The organism is Nitrobacter winogradskyi (assembly GCF_006539545.1).
In the GTDB taxonomy this organism is placed as follows: Bacteria; Pseudomonadota; Alphaproteobacteria; order Rhizobiales; family Xanthobacteraceae; genus Nitrobacter; species Nitrobacter winogradskyi_A.
This window is the reverse complement of sequence record NZ_BJNF01000059.1, coordinates 24438-40811: the sequence shown is the minus strand read 5'-3', so window position 1 is coordinate 40811 and position 16374 is coordinate 24438. Positions and strand designations below refer to the sequence as shown.

At 63.2% G+C, this 16374-nt stretch carries 14 protein-coding genes; 3 read left to right on the top strand and 11 right to left on the bottom strand.

What is annotated here, in order from left to right; all coding sequences use genetic code 11:
* Positions 1-8 precede the first annotated feature (8 nt).
* The gene (locus NWI01_RS11295; protein WP_141383942.1) at positions 9-767 is read right to left on the bottom strand and encodes a helix-turn-helix transcriptional regulator; all 759 of its coding nucleotides are present in this window, start codon (positions 765-767) and stop codon (positions 9-11) included.
* 78 nt (positions 768-845) lie between these two features.
* The gene (locus NWI01_RS11290; protein WP_283809247.1) at positions 846-1421 is read right to left on the bottom strand and encodes an RNA polymerase sigma factor; all 576 of its coding nucleotides are present in this window, start codon (positions 1419-1421) and stop codon (positions 846-848) included.
* A gap of 336 nt (positions 1422-1757) precedes the next feature.
* On the opposite strand from NWI01_RS11290, the gene NWI01_RS11285 reads away from it, so the two are divergent.
* Positions 1758-3692, top strand: coding sequence for a cytochrome c/FTR1 family iron permease (locus tag NWI01_RS11285; RefSeq protein WP_244613728.1), 1935 nt, complete (start codon positions 1758-1760; stop codon positions 3690-3692).
* On the opposite strand, the gene NWI01_RS11280 is transcribed toward NWI01_RS11285, so the two are convergent.
* The 7 genes from NWI01_RS11280 to NWI01_RS11250 form a co-directional block, all read right to left on the bottom strand.
* Positions 3678-4220, bottom strand: a complete 543-nt coding sequence (locus tag NWI01_RS11280; protein ID WP_141383939.1) for an MAPEG family protein — start codon at positions 4218-4220, stop codon at positions 3678-3680. The two genes, NWI01_RS11285 and NWI01_RS11280, sit on opposite strands and share 15 nt — an antisense overlap.
* Positions 4221-4233: 13 nt before the next feature.
* Entirely contained in the window at positions 4234-4878 is a 645-nt protein-coding gene (locus NWI01_RS11275) for a class I SAM-dependent methyltransferase (protein WP_141383938.1), read from the bottom strand.
* On the bottom strand, positions 4875-7418 hold the full coding sequence (locus NWI01_RS11270; RefSeq protein WP_181410450.1) for a TonB-dependent siderophore receptor: 2544 nt from the start codon (positions 7416-7418) through the stop codon (positions 4875-4877). Before NWI01_RS11270 ends, NWI01_RS11275 begins: the two co-directional genes overlap by 4 nt.
* Positions 7419-7631: 213 nt before the next feature.
* Positions 7632-8636: a FecR family protein gene (locus NWI01_RS11265; RefSeq protein ID WP_141383937.1), complete on the bottom strand. Its 1005-nt coding sequence runs from the start codon at positions 8634-8636 to the stop codon at positions 7632-7634.
* A 259-nt stretch (positions 8637-8895) separates the two neighbouring features.
* Positions 8896-9414: an RNA polymerase sigma factor gene (locus NWI01_RS11260; protein WP_141383936.1), complete on the bottom strand. Its 519-nt coding sequence runs from the start codon at positions 9412-9414 to the stop codon at positions 8896-8898.
* 344 nt (positions 9415-9758) lie between these two features.
* The gene (locus NWI01_RS11255) at positions 9759-10355 is read right to left on the bottom strand and encodes a hypothetical protein (protein ID WP_141383935.1); all 597 of its coding nucleotides are present in this window, start codon (positions 10353-10355) and stop codon (positions 9759-9761) included.
* Positions 10356-10466: 111 nt separating this feature from the next.
* Positions 10467-10937, bottom strand: coding sequence for a MarR family winged helix-turn-helix transcriptional regulator (locus NWI01_RS11250; RefSeq protein WP_141383934.1), 471 nt, complete (start codon positions 10935-10937; stop codon positions 10467-10469).
* Positions 10938-11052: 115 nt separating this feature from the next.
* On the opposite strand from NWI01_RS11250, the gene NWI01_RS11245 reads away from it, so the two are divergent.
* Both NWI01_RS11245 and NWI01_RS11240 read left to right on the top strand, forming a co-directional pair.
* On the top strand, positions 11053-11439 hold the full coding sequence (locus tag NWI01_RS11245; RefSeq protein ID WP_141383933.1) for a VOC family protein: 387 nt from the start codon (positions 11053-11055) through the stop codon (positions 11437-11439).
* Between the two features lie 34 nt (positions 11440-11473).
* Entirely contained in the window at positions 11474-11920 is a 447-nt protein-coding gene (locus tag NWI01_RS11240) for a VOC family protein (protein WP_141383932.1), read from the top strand.
* 196 nt (positions 11921-12116) lie between these two features.
* Here the strand turns inward: NWI01_RS11240 and NWI01_RS11235 are convergent, their stop codons facing one another.
* Both NWI01_RS11235 and NWI01_RS11230 read right to left on the bottom strand, forming a co-directional pair.
* Positions 12117-13292, bottom strand: coding sequence for a ribonucleotide-diphosphate reductase subunit beta (locus NWI01_RS11235; protein WP_141383931.1), 1176 nt, complete (start codon positions 13290-13292; stop codon positions 12117-12119).
* Positions 13293-13448: 156 nt separating this feature from the next.
* Positions 13449-16355 carry a ribonucleoside-diphosphate reductase subunit alpha gene (locus NWI01_RS11230; RefSeq protein WP_141383930.1) on the bottom strand — a complete coding sequence of 969 codons (2907 nt, stop codon included), beginning with the start codon at positions 16353-16355 and terminating at the stop codon, positions 13449-13451.
* Positions 16356-16374 lie beyond the last annotated feature (19 nt).

The following is a 16374-nucleotide window of genomic DNA, read 5'->3' as shown; positions in this document are numbered from 1 at the left end:
TGTTCTGATCAAGTCAGATAATTGAGGCTGACATAACCGTCCCGAGCGGCAGCAAGCACGAGCTGACTTCGGGTCTTCACGCCATAACGCCGGCGGGCGGCCTCAACGTATTCATGGATCGTGCTGGGGCTAAGACCGAGGATTTTACCCATTTCCCACTCAGTTTTTCCGGCGGCAATCAGCCGAAGACAGTCAATTTGGCGCGGGGTGAGGGGCGCGCCATGAGCTTTGACCGCGCGGCCTTTGACCAGTGCGCGTCCCGTCTCAAACGCTATTCCGCCAATCAGCTGTGCCGCAATTGCTTCGGAGTAGGTAAAAGGCCGATCTTTTGGGCGGGCTATGCTGAAGAAGGCGCCACGCTCCCCAGGAATGCGAAAGGGTACCGTGTAACCCGTGGTCAGACCATGAGCTCGGCCGCGCTCAAGAACCGACAGCTGCGCCCGCGTAGGGGCGATCACCTCGGGAATGCGTTCCCAACAGAGGCCGGTGGGACTTCGGATGCTGGCGGCATGAACCGGATCATCCCTATACAGTCGCGCGCTGATGACCTCGTCTACCCAAGATGACGGGTAGTTGGTCAACATCATGCAGCCCGAACGGTGCTTGTACAGGTCGCCGTCATCGACGAGGGCAAACCAACGAAAACCAAATTGCTGGATTGCCTCGTCGATCACTTCAGAGAGTCGCGCACTATTCTCGGCCGCTTTACACGCCTTGTGGACTTCCTCGAAGTCTCTAAGCTGTGCCGAGTCCAAAGCGTTGGTCATAGATAATCTCACACGATAATGCGCTGTCCTTCAGCTGCAGCGCCTGTCTGATCGTGCCAGCCGGCTCTTGGCTACGCATCAGCCGTGCCTCAGCACGCGGTCAATATGGGCGATGGCTTTCGACATACGCTGCTCGACCGCTTTTACACTCAGACCAGTTTGGTTGGCGATATCCTTGTAGGTCATCCCGTCGCGACGATGGGCAAGAAAGATCGATCGGGTCTTTGGAGACAAACGGGCCAGCGAGGCTTGGAGCCGTTCGATTTGATCGCGCGCCTCAAGCGCGGCAATCGGATCGTGTCCTGCAAGCGGAATCTCGTCGATCGGAATATGCCGGGCCAGCGACCGACTTAGAGCGATCCTGGCCCTGTCCCGCAGCAGGTTGGAGGCGATCGTGCTGAGATAGGCTTCTGGCCGTTCGATCGCCGCGCCCCGTTTGGCCCGTGCGCCGGCGAGCCGGGCGAAACTCTCCTGAACGAGATCAGCGGCGTCCTGCCGTGCGCCGTGGCGCGCGAAAAAGCGATGCAATCGCCCACAATGGATGCGATGAAGTTCTGCAAGCTCGATCGGCGGGGTCGTCGGCCTATTCCCACTCGAAAATGAGCGAGCGTCATCACCGGGCGACGAAGCCGGCTGGCTGAGAGTGGGGACCATCATCACGCTCCAATCGCACCGCGGCGACGTCCGGCGGCAATTTGGCCGAATTAGAAGCGGTGGTAGTGGCGCGGGCAATCCCTCCGAAAGGAGGGATCGGCGCCAGGCTCGTGTATGGAGCTTCATACTGTGGCTTCGAAGTGGACGACCTGCCGATGTACGGCTGCTAGCGGTCGCACTTTCTCTCAATCCAACCGCCACGCCTGCAAATCGCGCTTGACCCTCTAGCGGGTAGAGGGTGCAAACCGCGAACGATTCTTAACAAGAGACTCGTCGATGCGCTCCGGCCACCCTGCTGCCCCTATCACTGCACCTGTCGTTCGCCGACTTTTCTCCGTGGCCTGGATCGCGCTTGCGTTCGCGATCCTGATGCTTGCGCTGCCCGCACGAGCCCAGCCCAGCGACGCCGAAGTGCAGACCACCTGGCGCCTGCTCGATTATATCGCGGTCGACTATTCGGGCGCGGTCTCGGACGGACGGGTCATCAGCGACGCCGAATATGCCGAGATGACCGAATTCGCCGGGCAGGTCGAGACGCGGGTCCAGGCGCTCCCTCCCACTCCGGCCAAGCCGGACCTGTCGCGCCGGACGAAGGCACTGCGCAACGCGATCGCCGCCAAGGTGCCGGCCGAAACGGTCGCGGAGCGGTCCCGGGCGCTCGCTTCCGCGCTGCTCGCCGCCTATCCAGTGCCGCTGGCGCCCAGCGCACCGCCGGACCTGACCCGCGCTCCCGCGCTCTATACCCAGAACTGCGCCAGCTGCCATGGCGCGAACGGCGATGGCCACGGCCCCGAGGCGGCTAGGCTCGACCCACCGCCGATCGCCTTCACCGACAAGGCCCGTGCCGACCAGCGCAGCCTGTTCGCGCTCTATCAGGTGATCAGCCAAGGCCTCGACGGCACCGGAATGCAGAGCTTCGGATCGCTCCCCGAGGCGGATCGCTGGGCACTGGCCTTTTACGTCGGCCAACACGCCTATCCCGAAGCGGCGGCGCGCGAGGGCGAGCGGCTGTGGCGCGAGGATGCGGTGGTCCGCGCCAGATATCCCAACCTCGCCGCGCTGGTCGGGGCAACGCCTGCTACGCTCGCGGCCGATGTCGGTCCCGAAAAAGCGGCCGCGCTCACCGCCTATCTGCGCCGTCATCCCGACGCGGTCACCGCACGCCCCGACGGCTCGCTCGCGCTGACCCGCGAGCGCCTCGACGAGAGCCTCGCCGCCTATCGTGCCGGCGACCGCAAAGGCGCGGCAGACCTCGCGCTCTCTGCCTATCTCGACGGCTTCGAGCCAGTCGAGCCGGTACTCGCGGCCCGAGATTCGGCGCTGATGGCGCGGATCGAGCGCGCGATGGCGGAACTGCGCGCCGCCATCGGCGAAGGGCGTCCGATCGGCGAGGTCGAAGCCGCCAACCGTTCGCTCGCGAACCTGTTCGTCGAGGCCGAAGCCGCGCTGGCACCCGAGCGCGCGAGCGGCCTGTCGAGTTTCCTGGGCGCGTTCGGCGTGCTGCTGCGCGAGGGCCTGGAGGCTCTGCTGATCGTCATCGCGATGATCGCGTTCCTCAAGAAGACAGAGCGTAGCGAGGTGCTCGGCTTCGTCCATGGCGGCTGGATCGCGGCGCTGGTAGCCGGCGTCGCCACCTGGTTCGTCGCGACCTATTTCATCGGCGTGAGCGGCGCTTCGCGCGAGCTCACCGAAGGCTTCGGGTCGCTGCTCGCGGCCATCATCCTGCTCACCGTCGGCATCTGGATGCACGGCAAGAGCAACGCGGAGGCCTGGCAGCGCTATGTGAAGGAGAAGGTCAGCGCCGCGCTGTCGCGCCGGTCGGGCTGGTTCCTGTTCCTGCTGTCCTTCGTGGTGGTCTATCGCGAGGTGTTCGAGACGATCCTCTTCTATGCCGCGCTTTGGGCGGAGGGGAACGGTGTAGCCATGCTCGCCGGATCCGGCGTCGCGGCCGGCCTGCTCGCACTGATCGCATGGATCATGCTGCGCTACAGCACCCGGCTGCCGATCAACCAGTTCTTCTCGTGGAGCGCGATCCTGATCGCCGTTCTTGCGGTCGTGCTCGCCGGCAAGGGGATCGCGGGCCTGCAGGAGGCGGGCATACTGGGCGTGCGGCCGCTCTACAGCGTGCCCCGCGTCGAGATTCTCGGCCTGTTTCCGACCGTCCAGACCGTGCTCGCGCAGGTCGCCGCGATCGTGATCCTGGCCGCGGGCTTCTGGTTCAGCGGCCGCAGCGCTGCCGCGGCGCGCTCGCCGGCATCACCCGCCGAATAGGCTGCTGATGAACAAGGCGAGCGCGGCGACATAGCAGGTGAGCGAGGCGAGCGCGGTGGTCGCCATCCCGAAGGCGCGGGCGCCCGCGCCGTCGGGATAGCGGCGATAGAAGCTGAAGCGCCCGATCGCGAACAGGATTGCGGAGGCGACCAGCAGCGCCAGCCAGCGGCCGCCCGCGATCGAGGCCAGCGCCAGATGCGCGCCGACGCCCAGGAACGCCTGCTCGAGCGTGTTCTGCAGGAAGGCGGCCTTGACCGCGAGCGCGGGGCTCGGCGGCCCCTTTGCCGACCCGCCGATATCGGCGGCCGAGCGATAGCGTCCGCTCGACACCAGGCGGATCGCCAGCAAAAGGACGATGAAATGGACGACGCTGGTCTGGATCGCGAACGCCAGCCGCGCGCCGATCTCCGACGGGAGCGCGATCCAGCGGGGAAGCAGGAGTATGCTCGCCGCGAACACTGCGGCACAGAGCAGAAAGGCCAGCGCGGACTGCTTCCTGACCTGCCTTTGCTCGGCTTTGAGGTCCATCGTGCCCTCCCTGTCAGTGGGGCCGCTCCGCGACGATCAGCGCGATCGTACCGGTTATCGTGTGGATGCGTGCCGCTTCCCGGACGTTCCTGAATCCGGCGGCCGCGACGAGCCCTGGAAGCACTCCGTCGGCGTTGGGTTGGGTGTCGGTGACGCCGTCGAGCCGCTGGATCGTCAGGCGGAACAGCAGGCGCATCAGCCCGCGCTGGCGGCCATAGTCGGCGATCACGAGCCTGCCGCCGGGACGAAGCGCGGCATGCACCGCCGCCAGCCCCGCCTGCTTCTCGGCCATCGGAACCTGGTGGAACATCAGGCTCGACACCACTGCGTCGGCGGATCGGGCGCCGAGGTCGCGCGCGAAACCGCGCTCCCAGCCGATGGCGAGACCGGCGGCGACCGCCTTGGCGCGCGCGATCGCCAGCGCCTCTTCATCGGGATCAATGCCCACCACCTCGACGCCCGGCTCGGCAGCCTTGAGCATCACCGCGAAGCTTCCGGTGCCGCACCCCACGTCGACGATCGTCTCTCCCGCACGCGGCGCGAGCGCATCGATCATCGCGCGGCGCCAGCGCATCTCGCGCGTCCAGTGCCGGATCTCGCGGTCGTAGTCCGCGGTGTCGCCGGTCCCAAGCGGCGGGGTATAGGCCATATCGCTCATGCCGCCGCACCGCGACGGTGCTCGGCCAGCTCCTTCCGCGCATCGCGGATGATGTCGTAGGCGGAATGCAGGAAGAGCAGCGCGATCACGGCTGCGACTACGAGATCGGGCCAAGCGCTCCCGGTCCAGGCGACAAGCCCGGCAGCGACGATGACCGCTACGTTCGCCAGCGCGTCGTTGCGCGAGAACAGCCAGATCGCCCGGGCATTGGCGTCGCCGCTCCCTCTGAACCGGGCGAGGACCAACGCTGCGGTCACGTTCACGATCAGCGCGACCACGCCGATGCCGCCCATCAGATCGGCCTCCGGCGGAACGGCGTTGAATGCCCGCCATCCGGCCGACGCGATCACGCCGATCCCGAGTGCCGCCAGGAAGCAGCCTTGCGTCAGGGCTGTGCGGCTGCGGGCGGCTGCCGACCAGGAGAGCGCCAGCAGCCCGACGAGCGTGATCGAGCCATCGCCGATGAAATCCAGCGAATCCGCCTTCAATGCCTGCGATCCGGCAACGAACCCGCCGACGAGCTCGCAGACGCCGAACCCGAGGTTCAGCACCACGACGATCCAAAGGGCGCGACGGTAGGCCGGGTCGACGCCGGCCCGCTTGGTATTCATGTCCTTCGGCTGGTACTTGATGCCTCCCTCATACTGCACGCCTGTCTCCGGCGTGAGCGGCGATCCGTCGAAGGTCCTGCCGGAAAGGGGTGTAAAGGATTCGGCGTAGCTGACGTAGGGGACAACTCCGGTGTCGAACTCGTAGCCAAGCCCGGCCCGCTTGGTGAAGGCGCGGTCATTCTGATCGGTAACCGAGCCGCTAATGACATTGACCGTGCTGGCGTCCGCCCAATCGTGGCGTCCGCCGAGAGTCAGGATCCAGCGATCGAGCTTGATCTGATCCTGAACGTAGATGCCGGTGAAATTATGAGTTTGCCGAAATCGAAAATCGGCAGCAGCCGGTATAAAGACAGTCTGACCATAGACAGGGACAAAAACATCGATCGGACCAACGACACCGCTCCATGTACCTATATCATTGTATCGAACCGATCGATGGTCCACACCGAACAGTACGGTATGCTGCAGAACGCCGGTCGTGGCTCTCAATTCGGCATGGTTGTCGACCGCAAACGTCTTCCGATCAGTGTGGATTGCCTCCGCATAACGATCGAGCGTGCGCAAATCAGCCTGTAGACCGATCGGACCGATGTGACGATAGTCCAACATCTCTTGTGAGTACTGAAGGTTCTGCCTGAAGGTCAGGCTGTCGGTGGCGTGGTGTTGGAGGTTGTACCCTGCGACGGTCAGTTCCGTGTCGGTGCGATCAAAATCGGGCTCGCCGATGAAGCGCGTGAGTGGGATTCGTCCGTTCGGATTCGGCAATACCGTGCCCTGAGCGGGAAGGCCGTAATTCCATCTGCCTTTGCTTTTTTGGTACAGGCTGTACGCTGTGATTTCCGTTGCGGCCGTCGGGCGCCAGGTCAGCGCGCCCGAGAGAAACGCGCGCCCGTCATTTGAGAAGTCGATGCCGTTGCCGCCTTCGCGCAGCAGGCCAGTAAAGCGATAGAGCAGCGTCCTGTCTTCCGTCATCGGGCCGCCGAAGTCGAAGGCACCGCTCCTCTGTTCGAAGCTGCCGCCCTGAAGCTGCACTTCATGAGAGGGTTTCTCGGACGGACGCTTGGTGACAAGGCCGATCACGCCGCTGGGCTGACCCTGGCCATAAAGAACCGAGGCCGGCCCGCGCATCACCTCGACACGCTCCAGCCCGTAGGGCTCGATATCGGACCATGTCGTTGAGCTGCGCAGCCCGTTCAGATAGATCCCTCCCGATCCCCCATTAGCGATATCGAAGCCTCGTATCTGAAACCTCGGTACGAATTGCTGCTGGCCGCTAGCCCCGGCCAAAACACCCGGCGTGTATTGCAGCGTCTCGTTCAGAGTCAGGTTTCTCCGCGTCTCGATCTGGTCACGCGTCACCACCGAGATCGACTGCGGCACTTCGAGGATCGGCGTGTCGGTCTTGGTGGCGGTGGCAGTGCGGCTGGCGACAAAACCGTTCACCGGACCCCACGCGGTCTCGCCCTGCACGTCGATGGTGTCGAGCGCGATCGCGCCTGATGGAGCCGCGCCGCCAGCCGCAACGGAGTTTGGCGCGACAAGAGTAGCCGTGTTGGCCCCGGTCAAACTGACATTGATTCCGGTGCCGGCGAGCAACATTCGCAGCGCTTGCGCAGGCGGCATAGCGCCGTTCACAGCAGTCGAGCGATGGCCGTCGGTGATGCGGGTGGAATAACCGACCTGCCAACCGCTCGCGCGAATGAAGGCATCGAGCGCAGCGGGCAACGGCTGCGCCGGAATCGAGAACTGAACGGCCCGGCTTTGCGCCGGGGCCGAAGCCGATTGTTGCGCCAATGTCGGAGACGACAAGCCTGCGCCTGCGCAGCACAGGATCGTTGAAGCCAGCAACCATGAGGTCATGCGGCGGAGACTTCCAGCCGTAAAGGGAATCCCCTGCCTGCTCTTTACCGCCTCCAGTCGAAATTCCATCTGCCGCGCCCCGTTCAGTCCTGGAGTCTTCACCGTTTCATGGAAACGGTGAAAGCCTCTGTCTTTATGTTTTGACGCGCTTTCTTCACGCGAACCGGATTCCGCTTCGCTCGAAAACGCTATGGGGTCCACGCGCCCGCTGAATACGAACGTCGCGCCCTATCACTGAGGACTGAGGAGGATCGCCAATCTCACAAAAAAAGTTTGCGCGGGTCAGCGCAGCACGACGATCCCGCCTGGCAACACCGTCACGGTCGCGCCGGCGGCTTCCGCCAGCGACTGGATCACCAGAAGCGGTTGATCCAACCGGTAATTTCCGCTCACCGAGACCCGCTCGATCGCGCCAGTCATGACGAAGACACGACCGGGATAATAACGGCGCAGATCGTTCAGAACTTCTCCAAACGGCCGGTCATCGAAACGAATGCGGCCTTCCAGCCACGCGAGCGAACGCTCCGCATCGATTTTCCTGACCGGCGAGATCGAGGTCGCCGTCACGCTGACCGTTTCGCCGGGTGAGAGCAAAGCGTGCTCGCGCGGCTGCGCGCGGTTCGCGACCTCCACAACGCCGCGGCTGAGAACCACGTTGTCCTCGACGTCATCCAGTTTCACGGAGAAAGTCGTGCCCTTGACTTCGACATCTCCGAATCGGCCGGCGACCCGGAACGGAATCGGCAAGCCGGCGCGCACGTCGAAATAAGCCTCTCCCTTCAGTACCCTGACATCACGCTGTCCGTTCGCGAAGTCGAGAGCAACCGCGCTCCCGGTATTCAATGTCAGGCGCGATCCGTCAGGCAGCGAAACCACCCGCTGTTCGCCCGCGGCGGTGACGTAGTCCGCTTGCAGCCGCAGCGACAGGTCGGGCCCTTTCGCCAGTGCAAACGCGACGATCACGGCCGATGCGACGGCGGCCGCCTTCTTGGCGAGAGAGCGCCGCCGCGTTTTCTGCCGTGGAGCAGCAAACCCCGTGGCGTCGGCGACATTTCTGGTGGCCTGCAAGAATTCCGGTGCGCCCCAGACTTCCGTGACCTTCTCGAACGCCGCCGCCCGACGCGGATCGCCGTCGAGCCAGGCCCTGAAAGCGCGGCTGGTCGCGGGATCGCCGCTCTGCCCTTGCAGGCGCACGAACCAGTCGAGCGCCTCGGCGGTGAACGGATCGTCCGCGCCGGACTTTGAAGAACCGCCCGCTTCAGGATCGGCAGGTTTGTCCCGTGTCACTCAGATCGCCCGCGTTGCTGCCTGGAGGTCTCATAAGATATGACTCCATGCATGATCCGATCTCACAAAAAAAGAGCCCGGCGGAATCCAGAAAAAGTCCCCGTCAGGACGGGCGCGGGAGAGGCAGGTCTTGGCTGTAGCGTTTTCAAGCGAAGCATGCCCTCGGGCCTGACCCGAGGACGGATGACCTGTTCGCGTGAAGAAAACGCGTCAGATCAAAAACATGGAGCCCGCTTCTGATTGGATCAGAAGCGAAAATCTAGCCGCGCTTTGGCCGCTCCATGGCGGTCATGCAATGCCCCATCGCCAGCCGCACGTCATTATAGACCGTATTCGGAGAGACACCGAGGTGCTGGGCAATGGCGGGATAGGACCAGCCTTCGATCCGCCTCAGGAGAAGCACCTTTCTCGGCCTTTCGGGAAGTCCGATCAGCGCCTGCTCGAAGAGATGGAGCCGCTCCTTGTCGATCAGCGCCACTTCCGGGGACGGCGTGTCGCAGGGAATATTGAGAACGGCCTTCTCATCGGTGATCGGACATTCGACCTGGGCGCGACGCAGTTGCAGACGCTCCTGGTCGACGGCGATATTGCGCGCGGTCCGGAACAGATAGGCTTGCGGGTTCTCGATCAGGCTGCGCTGCGCCGACGCCAGCAGCCGCAGGAAGGTTTCCTGAGTCGCGTCCGCGGCATCCGCCCGATTGCGGAACCGGCGCAGGAAAAACCGGCGAAGCCGTCCCTCCTCCGTCTGTTGCAACTCCTGAACCAACGTCCCGAGCATATCGGGGTCTCCTGTTCAACATCACGGCGGGCGTCGTTCCAAATGCTAAGCCGCCCAAACGGAAAACCACCTACATGACCCAACCGAACGACCCGGTCGCATGGTCCAGCCAGATGCCAGGATGAACCGGCCGCATCGAGTTTCTTAGCGTGACCGGATTTCCCTCACAAACACAATTATTTAGAATGAGTTTAAGAAGGCCGGCCAGAAAATGAGGTTGAACCACTCACCATCCATCGCATTGAAATCTCGATCCATTACTGGACTTCATCCGAAGCTGGGATGCCTCGTGATCTATTCGGTCAGCGGATGGGCATACTTACCGTCAGGATCAATCACTGAGCCTACTCGGCCGCTATGGACTTATGCAGGTCCGCGCAGGCGTCATCCGCGGCACGATCGAGAATGAAAGTGCTGTCCGCTGGTCCGAAAGCAACGTACTCACCCGGTCCTTCCGTGACGCGCGCCTCCGTTCGCATGGTGATGTCGTCATCAATATAGATCTTCAGCTTGTTGTCGACGGACTCGATCATGAAGATGCCGCCTTCCGCATCGAGATTCTCGCCGGTCATGTGGCAGGCGATGCCATCCGCGCGCGCGTAGTTTGATACGATCGCCCGCCCGTCGGCGCGGTTTGCCTGCTGGTCGAACGCGCATTGCCCGATGGCCCGCCACGGCCGGGTGTCGTTGCGGCGCATGATCTCCAGTCGGGCGAAAGTCAGGAGCGGCGTATCGACGCTGTCGGGATAGGTTTCACGCCGCAGCGCGAACCTCATGGAGGTCGTCTTCTGATTTGGTTTCTTCGCCAGATGAGCGGCATCGTAATTGCGGGTGAAGCAGGCCTGAGAGCCGGCTGCGTCATCAATAAGATCAGGCGCAGCGTGGACGTCGGCGGCCGCAACCGATATCGCGGCAAGAATAAAGAGCGCTCGTTTGTTCATCCTCGCCTGCATTTCCGTCTGCCCCTTTAAAAGGATGGGAGTATACCGAAGAGATGGGTGAGGAGGCAGCGGTTATTTAACTGCAAGCATCCGGGGTGGATGACTTTTATTTCAGCCGGCGACGCTGCCGCGCTGGTCGGATCTCGACAGCATGCTGAGTTCGCTGCGCAGACGATCGGGGTCCGACAGCTCCTTTTCGATTTCCGCATGAAGATGCCGCCAGATCGGCGTCGCTTCCGCCAGAACGGCCCGGCCAGCGGGCGTCAGCCGCAGCAGTCGGGCACGCGCGTCCTTTGGGTCAGCCTTCGTCTCGACAAGACGCCGGCGTTCCAGCGGCTTGAGATTGGCGGTCAGGGTTGTCCTGTCCATGGCCAGCAGCGCCGCCACGCTGCCGAGGTTCGGTGGCTGCGGCCGGTTGAGCGACATGAGCAGGGAGAACTGCCCGCTGGTAATGCCGACCGGCTTCAGCGCGTCATCGAACCGGCGCGCGAGCGCGCGCGCCGCCCTCTGGGTGTGCAGGCACAGGCAGGTGTCACGCACCAGAATCGTGGTTTCGAAGGTCGGACTCGAAAATGTACGCATCAGGGAGCTTGACTCCGCGGCCGCATTACGTTGATATCAACTTATAGGGAAGATCGTCAATCGCGCGGCGCCTCTCCCGAGCGATTAGGCATGGAAGGAGTGGCCGTTGTCCACGATGCGATCATTCCTGATGTTCCAGGGTGGCGATGCCGAAAAGGCGATGAACCTTTATGTCTCGCTGTTCGACGACGGTGAGATTCTTGATGTCATACGTTGGCAAAAAGGCGAGCAAGGCGCGGAGGGCAGCATCAAGCTGGCGCGCTTCAGGGCCGCCGGTCAGTGCGTGCTGGCAAGCGACAGCCCGATCAGGCACACCTTTGATTTCACCCCGTCGTGGTCCTTTTTCGTCGATTGCGCGTCGGGTGAGGAGCAGGAGCGGCTCTTCGCTGAACTGTCGGCGGGCGGCGAAACGCTGATGCCGTTGGACGATTACGGCTTCAGTAAGCGCTTCGCCTGGATCTCAGACCGCTTCCGCGTGTCTTGGCAGCTCAATCTTTCCTGATGCGACTCATCACCCCTGTCAAAAAGGAGCCAACATGAAGATCGTGACCAGCCTCAGCTTCCGGGGCCAGTGCCGCGAGGCATTCGAATTCTACGCCAAAGTCCTCGGCGGGACGATCAATGCGGCCATACCCTATGGCGATGCGCCTCCGGGCATGCCGATCACGGACGAGAAGTACAAGACGTGGCTGATGCATTGCTGGCTCGATGCCGGCGATCAATCGCTGATGGGCGCCGACATGGATGTCGGATGGTCGCCCAACATCGACAAGCCCAAGAACGGTTTCGACGTCACCCTGCACACCCAGGACATGTCCGAGGCGCGGCGCTGGTTCGATCAGCTCTCCGAAGGCGGGAAGGCGGGCATGCCGTTCTCGGAAACCTTCTGGTCGCCCGGCTTCGGCACGTTAACTGACAAGTTCGGCATCCCCTGGATGATCAACGTCATTCCGTCCGCTGACTGGAAGCCGTCACAGGGCTGATCGCGTGTCTGGAGCGGGATGAGGTTTGAGTGAAAAGTCATGCCCGGCTTTATGCCGGGCATCCACGTTTTGAAACGCGAGCTGGTATCCATCCTCAGGTCAAGCCCGAGGACATGCTGGGCTTGAAAACGTTACAGGCAGGGAATGCGACCGGATGCCGGCTCCGATGGCGCTGGCGCATTCTTTGCGGTCGCGTTCAATCCCACGCAAGCGCGCCGCCGTTCTGATATTCGATGACGCGCGTCTCGAAGAAGTTCTTCTCCTTCTTGAGGTCCATCGCCTCGCTCATCCACGGAAAGGGATTGTCGGCCTCGGGAAACACCGGCGCGAGCCCGAGCTGGGCGCAGCGCCGGTTGGCGATGACATGCATGTAGGTCTCGCACAGCGCCGCATTGAGGCCGAGAAACCCGCGCGGCATGGTGTCCCGCCCATAGGCGGCTTCAAGCTCGGCGGCGTTCTTCAGCATGGCGCGCACCTCTTCCTGGAACGGCCTGGTCCAGAGATGAGGGTTCTCGATCTTGATCTGGTTGATGATGTCGATGCCGAAGTTCAGATGGATCGACTCGTCGCGCAGGATGTATTGATACTGCTCGGCGATGCCGACCATCTTGTTGCGCCGGCCGAGCGAGAGGATCTGGACGAATCCGGTATAGAACCACATTCCCTCGAACACGACGTAGAACGCGACGAGGTCGCGCAGAAACGCCTGATCCGCCTCCGGCGTACCGGTCTTGAAGCCGGGGTCGTCGAGATGCCGCGTGTACTTCAGCGCCCAGGCCGCCTTGTCGGTGATCGAGGGCACCTCCCGATACATGTTGAACAACTCGCCCTCGTCGAGGCCGAGGCTTTCGACGATGTACTGGAAGGTGTGGGTATGAACGGCTTCCTCGAAAGCCTGGCGAAGCAGATACTGCCGGCATTCGGGGTTGGTGAGATGACGGTAGATCGCCAGAACGATGTTGTTGGCGACCAGCGATTCCGACGCCGCGAAGAAGCCGAGGTTGCGCTTGACCATGCGCCGCTCGTCGTCGGTCAGGCCGTCCTTCGATTTCCATAGCGCGATGTCGGCCTGCATCGAGACCTCCGTCGGCATCCAGTGATTGTTGCATCCGGAGAGATACTTCTCCCAGGCCCATCGGTATTTGAGCGGCAGAAGCTGATTGACGTCGGCGCGGGCGTTGATCATCCGCTTGTCATCGACGCGCACCCGCGCGCCGCCGCGATCGATGTCGCCGAGGCCGGCGGCGTCGGTGGGCGCGTCGGTCAGCGTCCCGCAAGGCGATGGATCAGACGCCACGTCGTGATGCGCAAGCGTCCGCGGCGGAACAAGTCGTACCGGCGTGGAAGGAGAGGTGTCGGACCAATCGAGCATGGAAAATCCCTGATATTCAAAGTGGTGATGATGGCTCCCTCTCCCCGTTCTGACGGGAAAGGCTGAGGCAAGGGGTAAATCTCCATTGTGAGAGGCCCCTCATCCGCCGCGCTTTGCGCGTCGACCTCTCCCCGCACGCGGGGAGAGGGGAGCGGACTACTGACACGCCTCGCAGGTCGGATCGTCGATGCGGCAGGATTTCCATCCTTCGCTCGCGGGAGCGGCGGCATGACCATTCAACGGCGCGGCCGATACCGACGCAGCGACCGCGTTGAGCTTGCCGTCCGTACCCTTGAGGGTTGATTTCTCGACATGCGTCGCCGACCGCGAGCGCAGGTAATAGGTCGTCTTCAGGCCGCGCTTCCAGGCGTGGCGATAAAGCGCATCGAGCTTCTTGCCGCTCGGATTGGCGATGTAGAGATTGAGTGACTGCGCCTGGTCGATCCACTTCTGCCGCCGCGCGGCCGCATCGATCAGCCAAGCCGAGTCGATCTCGAAGGCGGTGGCGTAGAGCGCCTTGAGATCATCGGGAACGCGGTCGATCTCGCCGACGCTGCCGTCGAAATATTTGAGGTCCGAGATCATCACTTCGTCCCACAGGCCGCGCGCCTTGAGATCGCGCACGAGGTGCGCGTTCACCACCGTGAAGTCGCCGGACATGTTGGATTTGACGTAGAGGTTCTGATAGGCGGGCTCGATCGACTGCGACACGCCGCAGATGTTGGAGATCGTCGCGGTCGGCGCGATCGCCATGCAGTTCGAATTGCGCATCCCGATGGTCATGACGCGCTGGCGCAGCGAATCCCAGTCAAGACGGCTCGAACGGTCGATATCGACCGCCACACCGCGCGCTTCATCGACGAGCGCAAGCGAATCCAGCGGCAGGATACCCCTCGACCACAGCGAGTCCTGATAGGAGGGGTAGCGGCCGCGCTCGGCGGCGAGATCGACCGAACCGGAGATCGCGTGATAGGCGATCGCCTCCATGCTCTCGTCGGCGAAGGAAACGGCTTCGTCCGAGGCATAGGGCAGGCGCAGGATGTTGAGCGCATCCTGAAAGCCCATGATGCCGAGCCCGACCGGCCGGTGCCGCAGGTTCGAGGTCCGCGCTTCCGGAATGGTGTAGAAATTCACGTCCAGCACGTTGTCGAGCATGCGCATCGCGAGCCTGACGGTACGTGCGAGGTGCTCGTGGTCGAGTTTGCCGTCCTTGATGTGGTTGACGAGATTAACCGAGCCGAGGTTGCAGACCGCGACCTCCGTGGTCGAGGTGTTGAGCGTGATCTCGGTGCAGAGGTTCGAGGAATGCACGACGCCGCAATGCTGTTGCGGCGAGCGCAGGTTGCACGGGTCCTTGAAGGTGATCCAGGGATGCCCGGTCTCGAACAGCATGGTCAGCATGCGCCGCCACAAATCGACGGCGCGGACCTGCTTCGTCACCCGCAGCTCGCCGCGCGCGGCTTTCTCTTCATAGAAGGCATAGCGTTCGGCGAATGCTCTGCCCGTGAGATCGTGCAGGTCCGGCGTCTCGTCGGGTGAGAACAGCGTCCACACGCCATCCTCATCGACGCGCTGCATGAAGAGGTCCGGCACCCAGTTCGCCGTGTTCATGTCATGGGTGCGGCGGCGGTCGTCGCCGGTGTTTTTTCGCAGATCGAGAAATTCCTCAATGTCGATATGCCAGGTTTCAAGATAGGCGCACACCGCGCCCTTGCGCTTGCCGCCCTGGTTGACGGCGATCGCGGTGTCGTTCGCGACCTTCAGAAACGGCACCACGCCCTGGCTTTCGCCGTTGGTGCCCTTGATGTGGGCGCCGAGCCCGCGCACGCGCGTCCAGTCGTTGCCGAGCCCGCCGGCATATTTGGAAAGCAACGCATTGTCCTTGATCGCCTTGAAGATGCCGTCGAGGTCGTCGGCGACGGTCGTCAGAAAGCAGGACGAGAGCTGCGGGCGCAGCGTGCCGGCATTGAACAGCGTCGGCGTCGAGGCCATGAAGTCGAACGACGACAGCACGTCGTAGAACGCGATCGCCTTCTCCTCGCGGTCGATCTCACGCAGCGCCAAGCCGCAGGCGACCCGCATGAAGAACGCCTGCGGGAGTTCGAAACGCACGCTTCGGACGTGCAGGAAGTAGCGGTCATAGAGGGTCTGGAGTCCGAGATAGTCGAATCGCAGATCGCGTTCGGGCTGCAGCGCGGCCGCGAGCCGGTCTAGATCAAAACGGCCGATCTCCGGATCGAGCAGTTCATGGTCGATGCCCGCTCGCACATAGCTAAGGAAGTAGTCCGCATAGTGCTCCGCCATCTCGGCCTGCGTGGCCTGCTCGGGCCGCCCCGCGACAAAGCTCAGGGCCTCGCGGCGCATCTTGTCGAGCAGCAGCCGGGCGCTGACCTTGGCGTAATCGGGATCGGTCTCGACCAGCGTGCGGGCGGCCAGAATCGGCGCCAGCGCCAGCTCATCCACGCTGATGCCGTCATAGAGGTTGCGATGGGTTTCCGTCAGAATGGCGGAAGCGGAGACATCTCCAAGTCCCGCGCAGGCCTCCTCCACCACAGCAGTGAGGCGCCGGGTGTCGAGAGCGATCAGCGATCCATCGGCCGACTTCATCCGCAGCGCCGCTTTCGCCGCCGCCGCGCCGCCCTTCTTCGCCTTCGATTCCTGCGCCTTCGCCCGTTCGCGGGCGCGCTCCTCGCGATAGAGCACATAGGCGCGCGCGACCTTGTGGTGCTCGCTCCGCATCAGCGCGAGTTCGACCTGATCCTGAATGTCCTCGATGTGGAAGGTGCGGCCGGCGTCGGAGCGACGCGTCAGGCTGGCGACGATCTGATCGGTCAACCCTGTGACGATGTCGTGGACCCGGCGCGAGGCGGCGGCGCTATTGCCCTCGACCGCCAGAAACGCCTTGGTGAGCGCGACCGCGATTTTGGCGGAATCGAACGGCGACACCGAGCCGTTGCGCCGGATGACCTGACAGGCCGGTTCGCTTGACGGCGCCGTGGCCGTGGCAGACAGGGACGGACGCACGATACGCGCAGCAGGTACAGTTTCAGTTGCAGCAGACATCGCTCACCCCGGTCTGGTT

What these genes read in the sequence shown, in the direction of transcription:
- NWI01_RS11250 (WP_141383934.1), bottom strand. Translation starts at nt 10,937, where the DNA reads ATGCGTACATTTTCGAGTCCGACCTTCGAAACCACGATTCTGGTGCGT.
- NWI01_RS11270 (WP_181410450.1), bottom strand. Translation starts at nt 7,418, where the DNA reads ATGGAATTTCGACTGGAGGCGGTAAAGAGCAGGCAGGGGATTCCCTTT.
- NWI01_RS11280 (WP_141383939.1), bottom strand. Translation starts at nt 4,220, where the DNA reads ATGGACCTCAAAGCCGAGCAAAGGCAGGTCAGGAAGCAGTCCGCGCTG.
- NWI01_RS11255 (WP_141383935.1), bottom strand. Translation starts at nt 10,355, where the DNA reads ATGAACAAACGAGCGCTCTTTATTCTTGCCGCGATATCGGTTGCGGCC.
- NWI01_RS11235 (WP_141383931.1), bottom strand. Translation starts at nt 13,292, where the DNA reads ATGCTCGATTGGTCCGACACCTCTCCTTCCACGCCGGTACGACTTGTT.
- NWI01_RS11245 (WP_141383933.1), top strand. Translation starts at nt 11,053, where the DNA reads ATGCGATCATTCCTGATGTTCCAGGGTGGCGATGCCGAAAAGGCGATG.
- NWI01_RS11290 (WP_283809247.1), bottom strand. Translation starts at nt 1,421, where the DNA reads ATGGTCCCCACTCTCAGCCAGCCGGCTTCGTCGCCCGGTGATGACGCT.
- NWI01_RS11275 (WP_141383938.1), bottom strand. Translation starts at nt 4,878, where the DNA reads ATGAGCGATATGGCCTATACCCCGCCGCTTGGGACCGGCGACACCGCG.
- NWI01_RS11295 (WP_141383942.1), bottom strand. Translation starts at nt 767, where the DNA reads ATGACCAACGCTTTGGACTCGGCACAGCTTAGAGACTTCGAGGAAGTC.
- NWI01_RS11230 (WP_141383930.1), bottom strand. Translation starts at nt 16,355, where the DNA reads ATGTCTGCTGCAACTGAAACTGTACCTGCTGCGCGTATCGTGCGTCCG.
- NWI01_RS11240 (WP_141383932.1), top strand. Translation starts at nt 11,474, where the DNA reads ATGAAGATCGTGACCAGCCTCAGCTTCCGGGGCCAGTGCCGCGAGGCA.
- NWI01_RS11260 (WP_141383936.1), bottom strand. Translation starts at nt 9,414, where the DNA reads ATGCTCGGGACGTTGGTTCAGGAGTTGCAACAGACGGAGGAGGGACGG.